This is a genomic window from Roseivivax sp. THAF197b (assembly GCF_009363255.1).
Taxonomy (GTDB): domain Bacteria; phylum Pseudomonadota; class Alphaproteobacteria; order Rhodobacterales; family Rhodobacteraceae; genus Roseivivax.
Genome location: NZ_CP045318.1, coordinates 2,988,044 through 3,005,707, shown reverse-complemented (window position 1 = coordinate 3,005,707; position 17,664 = coordinate 2,988,044). Strand labels below are relative to the sequence as shown.

12 protein-coding genes and 1 riboswitch are annotated in these 17,664 nt (G+C 65.5%); of the genes, 10 read left to right on the top strand and 2 right to left on the bottom strand.

What is annotated here, in order from left to right:
* Positions 1-265: 265 nt before the first annotated feature.
* The 9 genes from FIV09_RS14525 (at position 266) to FIV09_RS14485 (ending at position 11,776) form a co-directional block, all read left to right on the top strand.
* A complete protein-coding gene (locus tag FIV09_RS14525) occupies positions 266-2,653 on the top strand; it encodes an ATP-dependent helicase (protein ID WP_152450945.1) in 2,388 nt (795 codons plus the stop codon).
* Positions 2,654-2,822: 169 nt separating this feature from the next.
* The gene (locus tag FIV09_RS14520) at positions 2,823-3,044 is read left to right on the top strand and encodes a DUF1127 domain-containing protein (RefSeq protein ID WP_152450943.1); all 222 of its coding nucleotides are present in this window, start codon (positions 2,823-2,825) and stop codon (positions 3,042-3,044) included.
* A gap of 91 nt (positions 3,045-3,135) precedes the next feature.
* Positions 3,136-3,214, top strand: a riboswitch (SAM riboswitch).
* Positions 3,215-3,292: 78 nt separating this feature from the next.
* Positions 3,293-4,471, top strand: a complete 1,179-nt coding sequence (metZ, locus tag FIV09_RS14515) for an O-succinylhomoserine sulfhydrylase (RefSeq protein WP_152450941.1) — start codon at positions 3,293-3,295, stop codon at positions 4,469-4,471.
* Between the two features lie 134 nt (positions 4,472-4,605).
* A complete protein-coding gene (folE2, locus tag FIV09_RS14510; protein ID WP_152450939.1) occupies positions 4,606-5,700 on the top strand; it encodes a GTP cyclohydrolase FolE2 in 1,095 nt (364 codons plus the stop codon).
* A 306-nt stretch (positions 5,701-6,006) separates the two neighbouring features.
* On the top strand, positions 6,007-7,455 hold the full coding sequence (locus FIV09_RS14505; protein ID WP_152450937.1) for a TrkH family potassium uptake protein: 1,449 nt from the start codon (positions 6,007-6,009) through the stop codon (positions 7,453-7,455).
* Positions 7,456-7,496: 41 nt separating this feature from the next.
* Complete coding sequence (locus FIV09_RS14500; RefSeq protein WP_152450936.1) at positions 7,497-8,624, top strand: MlaE family lipid ABC transporter permease subunit; 1,128 nt, start codon at positions 7,497-7,499, stop codon at positions 8,622-8,624.
* Positions 8,621-9,403: an ABC transporter ATP-binding protein gene (locus FIV09_RS14495; RefSeq protein ID WP_152450934.1), complete on the top strand. Its 783-nt coding sequence runs from the start codon at positions 8,621-8,623 to the stop codon at positions 9,401-9,403. The genes FIV09_RS14500 and FIV09_RS14495 overlap by 4 nt, the downstream gene beginning before the upstream one ends.
* A gap of 10 nt (positions 9,404-9,413) precedes the next feature.
* The gene (locus tag FIV09_RS14490; protein ID WP_152450932.1) at positions 9,414-11,153 is read left to right on the top strand and encodes an MlaD family protein; all 1,740 of its coding nucleotides are present in this window, start codon (positions 9,414-9,416) and stop codon (positions 11,151-11,153) included.
* A gap of 8 nt (positions 11,154-11,161) precedes the next feature.
* Positions 11,162-11,776, top strand: a complete 615-nt coding sequence (locus FIV09_RS14485) for an ABC-type transport auxiliary lipoprotein family protein (protein WP_152450930.1) — start codon at positions 11,162-11,164, stop codon at positions 11,774-11,776.
* 10 nt (positions 11,777-11,786) lie between these two features.
* Here the strand turns inward: FIV09_RS14485 and FIV09_RS14480 are convergent, their stop codons facing one another.
* Positions 11,787-13,988 (bottom strand): primosomal protein N', encoded by a 2,202-nt coding sequence (locus tag FIV09_RS14480; protein WP_152450929.1) that lies wholly within the window; start codon positions 13,986-13,988, stop codon positions 11,787-11,789.
* A gap of 76 nt (positions 13,989-14,064) precedes the next feature.
* On the opposite strand from FIV09_RS14480, the gene fsa reads away from it, so the two are divergent.
* Entirely contained in the window at positions 14,065-14,718 is a 654-nt protein-coding gene (gene fsa, locus FIV09_RS14475) for a fructose-6-phosphate aldolase (RefSeq protein WP_152450927.1), read from the top strand.
* A gap of 106 nt (positions 14,719-14,824) precedes the next feature.
* On the opposite strand, the gene FIV09_RS20465 is transcribed toward fsa, so the two are convergent.
* The gene (locus tag FIV09_RS20465) at positions 14,825-17,593 is read right to left on the bottom strand and encodes a hypothetical protein (RefSeq protein ID WP_172975743.1); all 2,769 of its coding nucleotides are present in this window, start codon (positions 17,591-17,593) and stop codon (positions 14,825-14,827) included.
* Positions 17,594-17,664 lie beyond the last annotated feature (71 nt).

Here is a 17,664-nt window from a genome sequence, read left to right as displayed (position 1 = left end):
GATCCGCCTGCGGGTGACGCGCCCTTCGACCGGATTTACCGGATTTTAGACGGCGCGCGTCGCAAGGTGAGGGGGCTCTCTGCCCCCTCACACTCCCCCGAGAGGTATTTTTGGTCCGAACGTGACAGGGGGTTGCGCTGCCTCCCTTGCGTGGGACGCGCGGGTGCATACGGGTTTGGAGCCGAGGTCCGAAGGCGGAAAAGTCGCGGGAACATTATGCGAACGCCGCTTTATCTCGAGGCCGATTGCGGCTATCTTGTCGGCCATGAGCAGTTTCGACGATATGGATGCCTTCGAGGCAGCGGCACAGCCGGGTCTGGCCGCGCGGGCGATGCAGGCGCGGGGCGCGCCGTATCTTGACGGGCTGAACCCCGCACAGCGCCAGGCGGTGGAGACGCTGGACGGTCCGGTGCTTATGCTGGCCGGGGCCGGGACGGGCAAGACACGCGCGCTGACCGCGCGAATCGTGCATCTCTTGAACCAGGGAAAGGCGCGGCCGAACGAGATCCTTGCCGTGACCTTCACCAACAAGGCCGCGCGCGAGATGAAGTCCCGCGTGGGCGGCATGCTGGGGCAGGCGATCGAGGGCATGCCGTGGCTCGGCACCTTCCATTCGATCTGCGTGAAGCTTCTGCGGCGGCATGCGGAGCTGGTGGGGCTCAAGTCGAACTTCACCATTCTCGACAGCGACGACCAGGTGCGGCTGATGAAGCAGCTCATCGTGGCGCGCGGCATCGACGAGAAGCGTTGGCCTGCGCGGCAGCTCGCGGGCATCATCGACGGCTGGAAAAACCGCGCTTTGACGCCGGACAACCTGCCTGCGGCCGATGCGGGCGCGTTCAACCACGAGGGCCCCGCGCTTTACGCCGAGTACCAGGCGCGGCTGAAGGATCTGAATGCCACGGATTTCGGCGACCTGCTTCTGCACATGGTCACGATCTTCCAGACCCATGAGGACGTGCTGTCGCAATATCAGCGCTGGTTCCGCTACATCCTCGTGGACGAGTACCAGGACACCAACGTCGCGCAATATCTGTGGCTGCGGCTTCTGGCGGGCGGGCACAAGAACATCTGCTGCGTGGGCGATGACGACCAGTCGATCTATGGCTGGCGGGGCGCCGAGGTGGGCAACATCCTGCGCTTCGAGAAGGATTTCCCGGGCGCGCATGTGGTCCGGCTGGAGCAGAATTACCGCTCCACGCCGCATATCCTCGCGGCCGCCTCGGGCGTGATCGCGGGCAACAAGGGACGGCTCGGCAAGGAGCTATGGACCGAGGCCGAAGAGGGGGAGAAGGTCCGCCTCATCGGCCATTGGGACGGCGACGAGGAAGCGCGCTGGGTCGGCGAGGAAGTCGAAGCGATGCAGAAGGGCACGCGGGGGATGCGGGACTTTTCGCTCGACGAGATGGCGATCCTCGTCCGTGCGTCGCATCAGATGCGCGCCTTCGAGGACCGGTTCCTGACCATCGGTCTGCCCTACCGTGTCATCGGCGGCCCGCGCTTTTACGAGCGGATGGAGATCCGCGATGCCATGGCCTATTTCCGGGTCGTGACCTCGCCAGAGGACGATCTGGCCTTCGAGCGGATCGTGAACACGCCAAAGCGGGGCCTGGGCGACAAGGCGCAGCAGGTGATCCAGCAGACCGCGCGGTCGCGCGGGGTGAGCCTCGTGGAAGGCGCGCGGATCGCGGTCGAAGACGGCGCGATCAAAGGCAAGGGCGGAGCGGCGCTGCGTGTGCTGGTCGAGGATATCGCGCGCTGGGGCCGGATGGCGGGCGATGCCGACCTGACTCATATGGAGCTGGCCGAGATCATCCTCGACGAGTCGGGCTATACGGGCATGTGGCAGGCCGACAAGACGCCCGAGGCGCCGGGGCGGCTCGAAAACCTCAAGGAACTCGTGAAGGCCTTGGAAAGCTTCGAGAACCTGCAGGGGTTTCTGGAGCATGTCAGCCTCGTCATGGACAACGAGAGCGATGACGGCGGCGCAAAAGTGTCGATCATGACGCTGCATGCCGCCAAGGGTCTGGAGTTTCCCGCCGTGTTCCTGCCGGGCTGGGAGGACGGGCTGTTCCCCTCGCAGCGCTCCATGGATGAGAGCGGGCTCAAGGGCCTCGAGGAAGAGCGGCGGCTGGCCTATGTCGGCATCACCCGGGCAGAGGAAGTCTGCACGATCTCCTTTGCGGGCAACCGGCGCGTCTTCGGACAATGGCAAAGTCAGATGCCGTCGCGCTTCATCGACGAGCTGCCAGAGGCGCATGTGGAGGTGCTGACGCCGCCGGGTCTTTATGGTGGTGGATATGGTGCAGCGGGCATGGCGGCCTCCGCCTCGCCCGAGATCATGGCGAATGCGCAAAGCGGCCTGCATGACCGCGCGGCGCGGGCCGATGTCTACAATTCGCCGGGCTGGCGGCGGTTGCAGGAGCGGTCGAAAGAGCGGCCCATGAGCCAGCCGCGCGAAAGCCGGAACCAGGTGATCGACCTCGATGCGGTGTCCTCCTACGTGATGGGAGAGCGGGTCTTTCACCAGAAATTCGGCTATGGCGAGATCGTGGGCATCGAAGGCGACAAGCTGGAAGTGGCCTTCGATAAGGCGGGCACGAAGAAGGTCGTGTCACGTTTTGTCTGCGCGGCGGACGACGTGCCGTTCTGAGGCCGGATCGCCGCTCGGGAACATGGCAGCTTGCGCGCATGCGTGTTGGGGCGGCCTTGACGCCTCTGCATAGCGGCCTTTCGGTCAGGGCGATTGTGCACATGCAGCATCGGCTTATGTCTGCCTCAAGCGATGCAATTCCGCATCGAGACAGCACAGGAGCCGACACATGGCCTTTGTCCAGAACGTCATCGCGCAGACCGGCCAATCCAAGCTGGCCGCACGTATCCACACCTTCCGCGAAACGCTGCGGGAACGGGCCGCGCGCCGGGCCGTCTACCGCCAGACCGTATATGAGCTGCAAGCGCTCAGCGACCGCGAGCTGGCTGATTTCGGCTTTCACCGCAGCGAAATTCCGCGTCTCGCGCGGCAGGCCGCCGACGAGAAATAACAAGACCCGGGCCCCTGCGCGCATCTCGTGCGCCGGGCGGCCCGCAGGTGCATCGCGCTGGCTTGACGCAGGCTGCGCGCACGGTCTATGAGCACCTTCACGTGGCGATTTGTTTACCGGATTGCGGGCCACGCTAAACATTCCGCTAAAGAGGTCAGCCGAGAGTGCCCTTCCGAGGAGACCCCTTTCGCTTGACCGCGACGGGGTTTTTTTGTGGCCCGAGACAGGGCCGAGACGGAGCGAAGACGATGTCCAAACGCAAGACACGCACCAACCTGGTCCATGGCGGCACGCGCCGCAGCCAATATGGCGAACTTTCCGAGGCGATCTTCCTCACGCAGGGCTTCGTCTACCCCTCGGCCGAGGCGGCGGAGAGCCGCTTCATCGAGGCGGGCGAGGACGAGTTCATCTACGCCCGCTACGGCAACCCCACGGTGCGGATGTTCGAGGAACGGATCGCCCTTCTGGAAGGCACCGAGGACGGCTTTGCCACGGCGTCCGGCATGGCGGCGGTCAATGGCGCGCTGATGTCGATGCTGAAGGCGGGCGATCACCTGGTCTCTGCCCGGGCGCTGTTCGGATCCTGTCTTTATATCGTCGAGGAAATCCTGCCGCGCTTTGGCGTGGAGGTCACGCTTGTCGATGGCGCGGACCTGCAGCAATGGCGCGACGCGGTGCGCGACGATACCAAGGCGGTGTTCTTCGAGTCCATGTCGAACCCGACGCTGGAGCTTGTCGATGTCGAGGCCGTGGCCGAGATCGCCCATGCAAAGGGTGCGAAGGTCATCGTGGACAACGTCTTTTCCACGCCGGTCTTTTCGGATGCGGTGGCGCAGGGCGCGGATGTCATCATCTATTCCGCCACCAAGCACATGGACGGGCAAGGGCGCACGCTGGGCGGTGTGATCCTCGGCACGCGCGATCATATCCGCAAGGTCGTGGAGCCATACATGAAGCATACCGGCGGCTCGATGAGCCCGTTCACGGCCTGGGTGCTGCTGAAGGGTCTCGAGACGATCGATTTGCGGGTGCGGGCGCAGAATGCGAATGCCGAAGAGATCGCGGCGGCCCTGTCGGACAATCCGCATTTGTCGCGCGTGCTCTATCCCGGGCTCGAAAGCCATCCGCAGCACGCGCTGGCGGTGCGGCAGATGGGCGCGGGCGGCACGATGATCGCCTTCGAGGTGAAGGGCGGCAAGGAGGCGGCATTCCGCTTCATGAACGCGCTGGAGGTCATCCTGATTTCCAACAATCTCGGCGACGCCAAGACCATTGCGACCCATCCCGCAACCACAACGCATCAACGGCTTGCGGCTGATCTGAAGGCCCAACTCGGCATCACGGACGGGCTGATCCGGCTGTCGGTCGGGCTTGAGGATGCCGAGGACCTCGTGGGTGATATCGAGCAGGCGCTCACGGCGATGTGACAGGGAATGTTCCCCCTTCAAACAGGGGGGAACATTTTGATCCGGCAGGTTCTTTGCCCCGTAGAAAGGCATATAAAGTGGGCAAGCCTTCGGCGACGCCCTATCTATGTCGGACTGGATGCGGAGTGCCCCTCATGAACGTTTACGATCCTGAATTCGACCGGAAGCCGAGCCGCGATGAAGCGGAAGCGGCCTTGGCCGTGCTGCGGAAATGGGCCGATCGCGCCCATGAGGCCGAGATCGAGGCGCTGGATCCTGCGGTACAGAAACTGCTGCCGGGCGCGGATTCCTATCCGGTGCTGGCGCGCGACTACGATTCCGCCTTCGATGTCGATGCGGATTACAAGAACACGCTGCCCGACCTGCAGAACGGCCCGTCCTCGCTGATCCGGGGCGCCAACCGCCCGATCCAGCATGTCGGCATCTCGAACTTCCGGCTGCCCATCGCGTACCACACCCGCGACAACGGCGACCTGCATCTCGAGACGAGCGTGACCGGCACGGTCAGCCTCGAGGCGGACAAGAAGGGCATCAACATGTCCCGCATCATGCGGTCCTTCTACAAGCATGCCGAAAAGACGTTTTCCTTCGAGGTGATCGAGGCCGCGCTCGACGATTACAAGACCGACCTCGAAAGCTTCGATGCGCGGATCAACATGCGCCTGCGCTTCCCGGTGAAGATCGACAGCCTGCGCTCGGGCCTGTCGGGCTTTCAGTATTACGACATCGCGCTGGAACTCGTCGAAATTGACGGCGTGCGCCGCAAGATCATGCATCTCGATTATGTATATTCGTCGACCTGCCCGTGCTCGCTGGAACTCAGCGAACATGCGCGGCGCGAGCGGGGCGTGCTGGCCACGCCGCATTCGCAGCGCTCGGTGGCGCGGATATCGGTCGAGCTGAAGGGCGACGACGTGCTTTGGTTCGAGGATTTGATCGACCTGTGCCGCATCGCCGTGCCGACCGAAACGCAGGTGATGGTGAAGCGCGAAGACGAACAGGCCTTCGCGGAGCTGAACGCGGCCAATCCGATCTTCGTCGAAGACGCGGCCCGGCTCTTTGCCGATCAATTGCAGCGTGACGCCCGCATCGGCGATTACCGCGTGCTGGCCAGCCATCAGGAAAGCCTGCACAGCCATGACGCCGTGTCGGTGCTGACGGAGGGTGATCTTTTTGCGCAGGAAAGCCTCGATCCGCAGCTGTTCTCGACGCTGTTTCACGTCGGCTGACGCAGACAGATTAAAGTGGATGGAGCGCCGCGCCTTCGGGTGCGGCGTTTTTTTGTGCGCGGTTCCCCCGGCGTCGAGCTGGCGGCGCGGGGTGCGTTTGCGTTTTTTTGGAAAGGTGAAGCGGCAGGGGGGCACGCGCGACCCGGAGGGTGGTCCCGGCGGCGCTTTCGGGGTCCAATAACGGCGAAGAAGGCCGCTTCGGGACCTGCGTGCACTCGGGTTGCCGATGCAGCGCCTCGGGGCAGGGCGGCGCGGGCGCGCGGGGTCTCTTGACTTGGAAGGTGGCGCGGTCCAACGCTCGTCCTCATGTTCGATCTGCGCCCCGTGGCATATGTCATCGGCCTTCTTGTGATGTGCCTCGGCCTGACCATGCTGGTTCCCATGCTGGTCGATATCGTCGAGGGGCGCGGGCAATGGGCCGTCTTCTTCGAAAGCGCCATCATGACCACCCTTGCGGGCGGTCTGATCTCGCTTGCCTCGCAGAACGCGGTGAAGGACCGGCTGTCGCTGCAACAGACCTTCCTGTTGACCACCTCGGTCTGGGCAGTGCTGCCGGTCTTCGGCGCGATCCCCTTCGTGTTGGGCGCGACCGAGGCGCGCTTCGTCGATGCCTATTTCGAGGCCATGTCGGGCCTGACCACCACCGGATCGACGGTGTTCAGCGGGCTGGAGGAGTTGCCCAAGGGCATCCTTCTGTGGCGCGGGCTGCTGCAATGGCTGGGCGGGATCGGGATCATTGTCGTGGCCATGGTCTTCCTGCCGGAACTGCGCGTCGGCGGCATGCAGATCTTCCGCTCCGAAGCCTTCGATACGATGGGCAAGGTGCTGCCGCGCGCCGCCGAGATCGCCTCCTCGATCTCGTCGATCTACATCACGATCACGCTGGCCTGTGCCCTGGCCTATCTCGCCTGCGGGATGGATGTCTTCGATGCCACCGTTCATGCGCTGACAACCGTGGCCACGGGCGGATTTGCCAATTACGACAGCTCCTTCGCGGTGTTCACGGGTTCCGCGGAATATGTCGCGGCGCTGTTCATGATCCTCGCGGGGCTGCCCTTCGTGCGCTACGTGCAGATGCTGAACGGCGATTCCCGCGCGATCTTCCGCGACAGCCAGGTGCGCGCCTTCCTGAGCATCATCGCCATCGTCTGCCTCGTGGTGGCCGCGGCCCTGCTGTGGCTCTTTCCCCACGCGCCCGAGCGCGCGGGCCGCGAGGCGCTCTTCAACATCGTGTCGATCATGACGGGGACGGGCTATGCCTCGGCCAATTACATGCTCTGGGGGCCGTTCCTCGTGGCGTTGTTCTTCTTCATCGGGCTCATTGGCGGCTGCGCGGGGTCAACCGCCTGCTCGATCAAGGTGTTCCGCTGGCAGCTTCTCGTGGTGTCCGTGCGCGCGCAGCTGGGCCGGATCCGCGCGCCGCATGGCATCTTCACACCGCGCTTCGAGGGAAGGCCCGTGGCCGATGACGTGCTGTCTTCGGTGATGACGTTCTTTCTGTTCTTCATCGTCACGCTGGGGCTGTTCGCGGTGGCGCTGGGCATGACCGGGCTCGATTTCATCACCGCTTTGTCGGGCGCTGCCACGGCTTTGGGGAATATCGGGCCGGGCCTCGGGCCGATCATCGGACCGGCGGGCAATTTCGCGCCGCTCAACGACACGGCGAAATGGCTGCTCATCCTTGCCATGCTGATGGGCAGGCTGGAGCTGATGGCGGTCTTCGTGCTCTTTACCGTGCGGTTCTGGCGCGCATGAGCTTTCCACCCATTCCCCGATGAGCGACACTGGCCCGGACCATGAGTAACGCCCTGTCCCTTGCGATCGACACCGCACCCGAGCGCCATTTTGTGCGCTTGACGGGCGCCTTCACCGTGCATCAACTGCCCGAGGCGGAACCGCGGCTGCGGGCCATCGCGGCGGACCGTGCGGTGACGCTGGATCTGGGCGGGCTGGAGCGGCTGGACACGGCGGGCGCCTGGGCGCTCGACCGGCTCGAGGCGCGGATCGCGGCGGCGGGCTTCTCCCTTGAGACGCAAGGCGCGGAGCCGCATCTCGTGGCCCTGATGGAGCGGGTGGACAAGGCCATTCCGACGCCCGACGCGCCGGAGGATACGCGCCCCAAAGGGCTGACTGGCAGGCTCGACGCCATCGGGCGGCGCGTCGTCGATATGGGCAAGCATGGCGGCGTCTTCCTGAACGCCTTCGGGATGTTCCTTTACCGGCTGGGCCAAAGCCTGCGGCATCCGAGCAAGTTCCACTTCACCGCGCTTGTCGCCCATTGCGAGGATGTGGGCTGGCGCGCCGTGCCCATCGTGAGCCTTCTGTCCTTCCTGATCGGGGTCGTGCTGGCCTTCCAGGGCGCCACGCAGCTGCGGCAATTCGGTGCCGAGGTCTTCGTGGTGGATCTCATCGCGATCTCGATCCTGCGCGAGCTGGGCATCCTTCTGACCTCGATCATCGTCGCGGGGCGTACGGCCTCGGCCTTCACTGCGGCCATCGGGTCCATGAAGATGCGCGAGGAGATCGACGCGATGCAGACCTTGGGCATCGATCCGGCGCACGCGCTTTTCGTGCCGCGAATCCTCGCGCTGATCCTGATGCTGCCGATCCTCGGGCTCGTCGCCAATGTGATGGGCCTTCTGGGCGGCGGGATCATGTCCTACCTCGTTCTCGACATCTCGCCCGGCATCTTCGTTGTGCGGCTGATCGAGGGCACGGATGTGTCGAACGTCTTTATCGGCCTCGTGAAAGCGCCGGTCTTCGCGGTCATCATCGGGGTCGTGGGCTGCAATGCAGGCATGCAGGTCGGATCGAATGCCGAGAGCCTCGGGCGGCAGACCTCGAACGCGGTGGTGCAGGCGATCTTCGCGGTGATCGTGGCGGACGCGATCTTCTCGGTCTTTTTCGCGGAGATCGGCCTATGAACGCAGAACGCGACGTCGTCATCCGCCTGCGCGGCATTCACAACCAGTTCGGGCGGCAGGTGGTGCATCACGACCTCGACCTCGATGTCTACCGGGGCGAGATCCTGGGTGTCGTGGGCGGTTCGGGCACCGGCAAGTCGGTGCTTTTGAAGACCATCGTGGGGCTTCAGACCCCGCAAGAGGGCGAGATCGAGGTTTTGGGCTACGACCTGCGCCGCGGCGGCGAGGAGGCCCGCGACAAGGTCGATGACCGCTGGGGCGTGATGTTCCAGGATGGCGCGCTGTTCTCGTCGCTCACGGTGCGGGAAAATGTCGAGGTGCCGCTGAAACACGTGCCGGACCTCGATCCGAAAACGCGCGCGGCGCTGGCGGATCTGAAGATTTCCATGGTCGGGCTGTCCTGGTCGGCGGGCGACAAGTACCCGTCCGAGCTGTCGGGGGGCATGCGCAAGCGGGCAGGGTTGGCGCGTGCGCTGGCGCTCGATCCCGATATCGTTTTCCTCGACGAGCCGACGGCAGGGCTCGATCCCATCGGGGCTGCGGCCTTCGACCAGCTTATCCATGGACTTAGCCGGTCGCTGGGTCTAACGGTGTTCCTTGTCACCCATGACCTCGACACGCTTTACGCCGTCTGCGACCGGGTCGCGGTGCTGGCCGAAAGGCGCGTTCTGGTCTCGGGCACGATTGAAGAGATGGGGCGCGTGGATCATCCATGGGTCCACGATTATTTCCACGGGCCGCGAGCCCGGGCGGCGCTGACCGCCAAAGGCGAGACGTAGGGCAAGGGCGATGGAGACGCGGGCGAATTTCATCCTGATCGGCGCCTTCACGGTGGCGGGATTCGTCGGAATCCTGGGCTTCTTCCTGTGGTTCGCGGGCGTGGAGCTCGATGAGCGCTATTCCTATTACGACGTGAATTTCGCCTCCGTCTCGGGTCTCTCCAACGCCTCTGACGTGCGCTTTGCAGGCTTTCCGGTGGGCCAGGTCGTCGATATCCGCCTGTCGCCCGACCGCGACGGCACGGTGCAGGTGCGCCTTGAGATCGACGCGGAGACGCCCGTGCGCGTCGATTCCGAAGCCACGATCGAAAGTCAGGGCGTCACCGGCGTGTCCTATGTGGGCATCAGCGCGGGCACGCCCGAGGCGCCGATGCTGGAGGCCGAGAGCGCCGAGGACGTGCCCGTGATCCCCGCAGGCCGGTCGGTACTGCAATCGTTGAGCGAGGACGCGCCGCAACTTCTGGCGGAATCGCTTGAGGTGGTGCAGGACCTCAACACGCTGCTGAGCGCCGAAAACCGGGGCCGCGTCGATCAGATCCTCGGGAATGTGGCCGAAGCCTCGGCAAGCTTCTCGACCGTGCTTGAGGATTTTTCGGCCGTGACGGCGGAAGTGTCGGATTTCTCCGAACAGATCGACCGCTTCAACACCACGCTGGAGACGCTATCGGACGACCTGTCGGTCGTGTTGCAGACCGCCGACGGCACGCTCAATTCCGTGACCGCGCTGGCCGAGGACGGGCAGGACCTTTTGCAGCGCGGGCAGGGCACGCTCGATGCGACCACGCGCACGATCGACAGCGCGCAGGGCTTCCTGTCGAACGACCTGCCTGCGCTGACCATCGAATTGCAGGGCGCCGTCGCCGATCTGCGGCGCGAGCTTCTGGTCCTGACCGACGAGGCGTCGGAGACACTGGCCACGATCAACGATGCGGGCAGTACCGCGCAGCAACGCTTCGAGGAGGCGGGCCCGCTCATCGCCGAGACCTCCGCACTGATCGCGAGCTTTGAAGAGGCGTCCGACTCGATCTACGAGACCTCCGAGAATATCGACATCCTCTTCGAGGAAGACGGCCAGTGGCTGATCGACGAAATGCGCATCGTCGTGGCAGACACGTCCGAGGTCGTGGATATCATTGCCGAGGCCGCGCGCACCGATCTGCCCGTCGTGCTTGAGGATGTGCGCCGCGCCACGACCACCGCCCGCCGGGTGATCGAGGAGGTTGGCGCGAGCGTGACCGAGACCGCGGACAACGTGCTCGAACTCAGCGATGAGGGGAAGGCGGCCCTGGAAGCGGCGACCACCACCTTCGAGACGGCGAACAACACGCTGGAGGCGGTCGATACCGCGCTCGAGACCGGCAACCGGACGCTGATCGCCGCGGAGCGGGCCTTCAATGGCGCGGACCGCGTGATCAACACCGAAGTTGCGGCCATCACCGAGGATCTGCGCAGCGCGATCACCAGCTTCGATACGGCCATCGGCGAGGTGTCCGAGGATATTCCCGCGCTCAGCCAGGATCTGCGCGAAGCCGCCGCCGCCGCACAGGCCACCTTCATCGAGCTGCAGCGCGTGGTGAGCCAAACGGGCGCACCGGTGGCGACCTTCGCCCGCGAAGGCCTGCCGCAATATTCCGCGCTGGCCTCCGAGACGCGTCGGTTGATCCGCAACCTCGACAGCCTCACGCGACAACTCAGCCGCGATCCGACGCGGCTTCTGCTTGACCGCGACACGCCAGAATTCCGAAGGTGAGCCTCGTGATGACCATGCTCCGCCCCCTCGCGCTTTGTGCGCTGATCCTGCTGCCCGGCTGCTCGGCCCTCTCCGCGTTGTCCTCCGCGACCGAGGTGCTGGATGTCTACGAGCTGCGCGCGCCCGACAACATCGCCGAAGCCCCGCGCCGGTCGCGCCTGAATGTCACCGTCGAGGAGCCCACGACCACGGGCGCGCTTCTGACCGACCGGATCATGATCAAGCCGTCGGATCTGGAGGCGCAGTACCTGCCGGGCGCACGCTGGGGCGAGGAAGTACCGGTCATGGTCCAATCGCTGATGCTGCGCGCGCTGCAGGCCACGGACGGTCTGGCCTATGTGGGCCGGGAGCCGCTGGGCCTGTCGGGCGACGTGGCCATTGTGAGCGATATCATCGACTTCCAGGCGCGCGAGGTGCCGGAGGCCGAGGCCGCCATCGTCACCCTGCGCGTGTCGGTCCAGCTTGTGCGCGAACAGGACGTGGCGATCCTGGCGAGCCGCACCTTCGTGGCAGAGGCGCAATCGGCTGGGTTGGAGAATGCACAGATCGTCGCGGCCTTCGATCAGGCGTCGGACGCGCTGCTCGTGGAATTCGCCGATTGGGTGGTGGGCGGCCTGCGCTGAGGCGCGGGGCTCAGAAAAAGCTCTGCGGGTCGATATCGACCGAGACGCGCAGATCGCCCTTCAGCTTGAACTGCCCGACCCATTCCGCCAGCGCCGGTTGCAGCGCCGTGCCCTTCGGCGCCTTCACCAGAAGCCGCACGCGGTGACGTCCGCGCACCTTGGCGATGGGCGCGGGGGCGGGCCCGTAGACCTCGGCCCCGACGGCGCGGAGCATCCCCGATTGCCGGGCCAGCGCATTGCCCAGGTCGAAGACGCGCTGCACATCCTCTGACGACAGCACGATCCCGGCCATGCGCCCGTAAGGCGGCACGCCTGCCGCTTCGCGTTCGCGCGCTTCGGCCCGCCAGAAGCCTTCCTCGTCGCCCGACAGGATCGCGCGGATGACGGGATGCTCGGGCTGGTAGGTCTGCAACAGCGCGATGCCGGGCTTCTCGGCGCGGCCCGCGCGTCCCGCGACCTGGCGCATGAGCTGGAAGGTGCGTTCGGCGGCGCGCAGGTCCGAGCCTTGGAGGCCCAGATCGGCGTCGATCACGCCCACCAGCGTCAGAAGCGGAAAATTGTGCCCCTTGGCCACGAGCTGCGTGCCGACGATGATGTCGGCGTCTCCGGCCGCGATGGCCGCGATCTCGGCCTTCAGTTGGCGCGCGGTAGTGTACATGTCCGAAGACAGGACTGCGATCCGGGCGTCGGGAAAGAGCGTGCGCGCTTCCTCGGCCAGCCGCTCCACGCCCGGGCCTACGGCCGCAAGCTTGCCCTCAACCTCGCAGGACGGACAGACCTCGGGCCGCGGTTCCGTTTCGCCGCATTGATGGCAGACGAGGCGCTTGAGGAAGCGGTGCTCGACCATGCGGGCGTCGCAATGCTTGCAGCCGATCTGGTGTCCGCAGGCGCGGCAGATCGTGACGGGCGCGTAGCCGCGGCGATTGAGGAATAGGAGCGATTGTTCCTTGCGCGCGATCCGCGCCTCGACCGCGCGCGCCAGCGTGTTCGACACCCAGCGGTCGGCGGGCAGATCTTCGCTGCGCATGTCGAGGCTGCGCATCTCGGGCAGGGCGGCGGTGCCGAAGCGCGAGGTCAGCGTGAGCCGGTCGTACTTGCCTGCCTCCGCATTGGCCCAGCTTTCCAGCGACGGCGTGGCCGAGGCCAGAACGACCCGCGCCTCGTTGATGGACGCGCGCAGCACGGCCATGTCGCGGGCATTGTAGAGGACGCCATCCTCCTGCTTGTAAGAGGTGTCGTGTTCCTCATCCACGACGATGAGGCCCAGATCCTGAAACGGCAGGAACAGCGCCGAGCGCGCGCCCACCACCAAATGCGCGCCATTCTCGGCCACCATCGCCCAGGTGCGGCGGCGTTCGGTCTGGGTGACGCCGGAATGCCATTCGGCGGGCCGCGCGCCGAAGCGGGCCTCCACGCGGGTCAGGAATTCGGCCGACAGCGCGATCTCGGGCAGCAGGACCAGCGCCTGCCGACCCTGGCGCAGACATTCCGCTACGGCTTCAAGATAGACCTCGGTCTTGCCCGACCCGGTCACGCCCTTGAGAAGCGTGCTGCCGTAGCGGTGGCTTTTCAACCCGTCACGCAGATGCTCCGCCGCGCGGGCCTGATCTTCGGCCAGAGCCTTGCTCGGCAGGGAGGGATCCAGGCGCGGGAAGGGGGTGTCGCGCGGGCTTTGCTCCTCGCGCACGACGCCTTGCTTCACGAGGCCCTTAATGACGGAGGTCGAGACGCCCGCCATCTGCGCAAGCTCCGACAGGGTCAGGGCGAGGCCGCCCATCTCGGACATTGCCTCCATGACGCGGCTGCGCGCGGCGGTTTCGCGGTCAGGGCGACCATCGCCCGCGCGGTAGACCTTGCGCATGCCGGGCGGTTGGCCGAGCCCCGGCGCGCGGGTCGCCAAGCGCAACATCTGCGGCAGCGGTGTCAGCGTGTAAGCGCCCGCGCGGATCAGAAACGCGCGCATCTCCTCGCGCATGGGCGGTATGTCGAGCACCGCGCCCACGCGGCGCAGCTTCGCGGCATCAAAGCCACCTTCGCCCGGGCCCCAGACCACGCCCATCACGCGGCGCGGACCAAGCGGCACCTCGACAAACGCGCCCAGCATCACGCCGCCTTCGGGCGCACGGTAATCGAGCGCGCCGCCCAAGGGCTGCGTCGTCAGGACCGCGATCCGGTCGCCTGCCGCAAAGAATGTGGGTGTTTCCGCTAACATCCGGGGCTTTTGCCTTGCTTGAATCTCAGGTAAAGGCTCTAGAGCCTGAGGCCAAGCCATGCGGGAGGAGTGCCCAATGAAATTCTTTGTCGACACCGCCGATATCGACGCAATCGCCGAGCTGAACGAGCTCGGGATGGTGGACGGCGTCACCACGAACCCGTCGCTCATCATGAAATCCGGGCGGGACATCCTCGAGGTCACGAAAGAGATCTGCGAGATGGTCTCCGGCCCCGTCTCCGCCGAGGTCGTCGCGCTGAAAGCCGATGACATGATCGCCGAGGGCCGCAAACTGGCCGAAATCGCCGAGAACATCGCCGTGAAGGTCCCGCTCACTTGGGACGGCCTGAAAGCGTGCAAGACGCTGAGCGACGAGGGCCGGATGGTCAACGTGACGCTGTGTTTCTCGCCCAATCAGGCGCTTCTGGCCGCCAAGGCGGGCGCGACCTTTATCTCGCCCTTCATCGGGCGTTTGGACGATCTGAACCAGGACGGGCTCGATCTGATCGCGGATATTCGCCAGATCTACGACAATTACGGCTATGAGACGCAGCTTCTGGCCGCCTCGATCCGGACCGCGAACCACATGTCCGAATGCGCCAAGATCGGCGCGGATGTGGCCACGGCACCTCCGGGCGTGATCAAGGCGATGGCCAACCACATGCTGACGGACAAGGGTCTCGACCAGTTCGTCAAGGATGCGGAAAAGGCCGGTATCAAGATCGTCTGAGCTTTGCGTTAGGCGCGAGACGCTCCATGCATCCGAAGATGCATGGGGTCAGACATGCAAAACAGCGCCCCTTGAGGCGCTGTTTTTCGTTTGGATCAGTCCCGTGTCAGCTGGCCACGCGCTTCGGCGGCTGGAACCCGATCTCGTCGGACGCCGTGAATCGGCCGCCATCGAGCTTTGCGATTTTGCCCTCGCGGAGAAGCTTTCCGAGGACGCGAAGGCGGTCCTCACGGCTGCTCTCGGCATTCTCAGCCTCACGAAGCTTGGTCATAAGCTGTGGGCGCGAGAACGCGTCGAGCCCTTCCACATGGGCCATATAGGCCGCCGCGGCTTCGAGGAGGTCGCGCAGATCGTGGGCGCCGACGCTTTCGGCATATTCCGCAAAGCTTTGATCCGGTTTCACCCCGGAGCCTTGCGGTGTTTCATCGACGAGCGCGACGCGACGCGGTTGAACCGGACGGCTGGCGGATTTGTCCACATCGACCCGTTGTTCGGCCACCAGTTTCAGCGGTGCGGGACGGCTCGGTGCCGGACGGCGTGACCGCTCCGCAGCAGGGGGCGGTGTGGCCGGGCGGCGTGGACGCACCACGTCGGCCAGATCCTCGCGGTAGCGCTCGGTCTTTTCGGCCTCGTCGGCCTTGCGACCCAGGAGCCGGTCGGCGCGGGTGGCGGCCACGGCGGCGCGCAGATGCTGGATGGCGGAGCGGCGTCCCTTGCTTTCGGGCTCGTCCATCTCGCGGTCGGTCTCGTCCATGAGCCGTCCGACGCCGGAATCGCCATCTTCGATCGGGCTTTCGGTCAGCATCGCCCGCGCGGGCGACGACATCTTGACGGTGCGCCGGGCATCCTGCGCGGTGCGGGCCATCTCGGCCTCGGTGTCGCGCGCCTCCAGATCGTCGTCTGCGAGCGCATCCTCATCCGCCTCGACCGCCTGCGCGGTCGCCCGCAGATCGGCATCCTCATCGTCGGCGAAGGCGGCATCGAGCTCATTTCCGAAGGCGTCTTCGAAATCATCCTCGTCGCTGTCTTCATCGGATGCCTGGGCGACATCGTCTTCCTGCTCGGACGCGTCGTCTGCGGCGTTCTCCGCCGTGTCCTGCGCGGGCAGGTCGTCGTCCAGATCCTCATCGTCGAAATCGTCTTCGAATGCGGCGGAGGTCGCGTGCGCGGCGGTCAGCTGGAACGGTTCAGCCGGGGCTGCGTCGATGTCATCGTCATCGTCGTCGTCCAGGTCTTCGGCCTCAAGAGCGGCCAATTCGCGGGCGAGATCGGCCTCCTCTTCGGGAGAGAGGCTGCTGTCGCCGGGCAATTCGCGCGGCGTGGGCGCCGTTTCCTCGTCCGCGTCGTCGTCGTCGGACACGGCTTCGAGCGCGCCTTCCGAAAGCGCGCGGTCGAAATCGGCACGCTTCACCTTCATGACGCGCAGCTGGTTTGCCGGGGCCGTGGCGGGCGCCTCCTCGGTTGCCACTTCCGGAAGGGCCTCCGGTTCGGGTGTGGCCTCCGGTTCAAGCGACTCGGCGACCTCTTCGATGTGATCATCGTCCGCGTCTTCCGCCGGGGTGGTGGTCTCTAGCGCTTCTGCGGCGGCTTCGGTGTCTGCCTCGGCCTCGGCTTCGCGTTTCGCCTCTGCGGCCTTGGCGGAATTGGCTTCGGACCAGGCGAGCATTTCGTCGAAGTCGAAATCGTCGTCGCTGTCCGCGTTCGGCGTCGCGTTGGGCGCTTCGGCTTCCGCGAGCGGGGCGTCCTCTTCGGACGTGTCGGCCGCAACGGGGGCGTCCACTTCAGCCACGGTTTCCGACGCGGCAAGCATGCTGGAGATGGTATCGCCAAGGTCCGAGTCGCCATCGGCAGCCTCGTCTGACAGGTCGGCTTGCTCCGCCTCAGGCGTTGCTTCCTCGCCAGTGTCGGCGACTTCGTCGCTCGAAGTTTCGGAGACATCCGCCTCGTCGTCGAGCAGTGAGGCGCGCATGGCAGCGGCCAGCGCTTCGGCGTCGAACGGATCGTCCTCTTCCGCCGTGTCGTCGATTTCCGCGGGCTCGGACGCTTTGGCGTCGTCCGCCTCTTCCGTGACCGCGAAGGCGACCTCGGCGCGCGCATTGGTCTCTTCGGCTGCCGCGACGGGGGCGCCATTCGTGTCATCCGCATGTTCGTCTTCGGTGAAGGCGCTGGCGATCACGGGCGCGGCGGCTGCAGGCACGGTCTGAGCGGACACGACGGCCCGAATGCGCGCGAGCTTGGCGGCGACGCTGTTTTCTGCAGTGGCGGCTTGGGAGGTGGCGCTCTGTGGTGCGGCGACAGGCGCAGCTTCCGTCGTGGCGATCTGGCCCTCGTCGGTCTCGTCCGCCTCGTAGATTTCCTCCGCCACCTTGGCATCGGCTGCAGCGGCAAGGGCGTCGGTTTGCGAGTCGCGCGTGGTGTCGTCGGGTTGTGCGGCGCTCACCGCTTCGGATGGGACGGGGGTCTCGTCCGTCGCCTGAGGCACGGGCGTCACGGCGGGCGCCTCCATCTCAGCGGCCTTCGGAGCCTCCGCAACCTCTTCCTTTACCGGAGCCTCGGCGGCATCAGCCGTAGCGTCTTGCGTATCCGCATGGGCATCAGCGTTAACGCTGTCGTCGCTCAGGCGAGGGCGCAAGACGACGCCGCCATTATCCTCGAACCGGGCCTCCACGCGGCGGGCGATTTCACGCTCCGCGATCCGGGCCAGCATCTCCGCATCGGGGGTGGGCGGCTCCGCGCCGAAATACCGATCATCCTGCGCCAGATCACGAAAGTATTCCGCGATAGCCTTCATCGTGTCGAACGAATCGTCGAACCCTTCGAGGGTGCACGAGAAGGTCCCGTAGGAGACCGTCAAAATTTTGCTCGAACTCACCATGGCTGCTCACTTTCAGTCTATACGCAACAGACTGTTTAGCATCGGGACAGGGACCAAAGCTGACCGAATCT